This window comes from Mycobacterium sp. 1245499.0, assembly GCF_001673615.1.
GTDB lineage: Bacteria > Actinomycetota > Actinomycetes > Mycobacteriales > Mycobacteriaceae > Mycobacterium > Mycobacterium europaeum_A.
The window spans coordinates 1-760 of record NZ_LZMG01000281.1 but is presented as its reverse complement, the minus strand read 5'-3'; the positions used below and the strand labels follow the sequence as shown (position 1 = coordinate 760).

Sequence of the window (760 nt, the reverse complement as noted above, 5' to 3'; positions counted from 1 at the left end):
TGGCCCTCGCCGGTGGCGGTGCGCACGTCGCCGGACCGTCACCACGGCCTGTCGCTGCTGGTCGTCGACCCCACCACACCGGGGTTCTCCCGCGGCCGCAACCTGGACAAGATCGGCCTGCACGCCCAGGACACCAGCGAGCTCACCTTCACCGACATGCGGGTGCCCAGGGCCAATCTGCTCGAGGACGAGGGCAAGGGCTTCTACCAGCTGATGAAGAACCTGCCCCAGGAGCGGCTCGCGCTCGGGGTGGGGGCGGTGGCCGCAGCGGAAGGCATCCTCGCCCAGACGCTGGACTACGTGCGGGACCGCACCGCGTTCGGCTCACCGATCGCCAGCTTCCAGAACAGCCAATTCGTCCTCGCCGAACTGGCCACCGAAATCGACATCGCCCGCACCTATCTCGACGACTGCCTGGCCCAGCACCTGGCCGGCGAGCTGACCGCCGCGCGCGCCGCCTCCTCGACGGGCAGCTCGCTGTAGTCGACGGCCATCAGATGCCCAGGTCCTTGGCGATGATCGTCTTCATGATCTCGTTGGTGCCGCCGTAGATGGTTTGGATGCGGGCGTCGACGAAGGCGCGCGCCACGCCGTATTCGCGCATGTAGCCGTAGCCGCCGTGCAACTGCAGGCAGCGGTCGGCGGTGCGCACCTGCAGGTCGGTGGTCCACCACTTGAGCCGCGCGGCGCGCGCGGCGGTCAGCTCGCCGGCCAGGTGCTGGGCCAGGCAGTCGTCGAGATAGGTGCGGGCGATGTCGAT

At 69.2% G+C, this 760-nt stretch carries 1 protein-coding gene and 1 pseudogene; one reads left to right on the top strand and one right to left on the bottom strand.

The features are described 5' to 3' along the window. A pseudogene (locus A5646_RS16870) lies at nt 1-459 on the top strand (acyl-CoA dehydrogenase family protein); the annotation flags it as partial. 34 nt (nt 460-493) lie between these two features. Here the strand turns inward: A5646_RS16870 and A5646_RS16865 are convergent. After that, the coding region (locus A5646_RS16865; protein ID WP_255362085.1) for an acyl-CoA dehydrogenase family protein at nt 494-760 on the bottom strand (267 nt) is incomplete at its 5' end.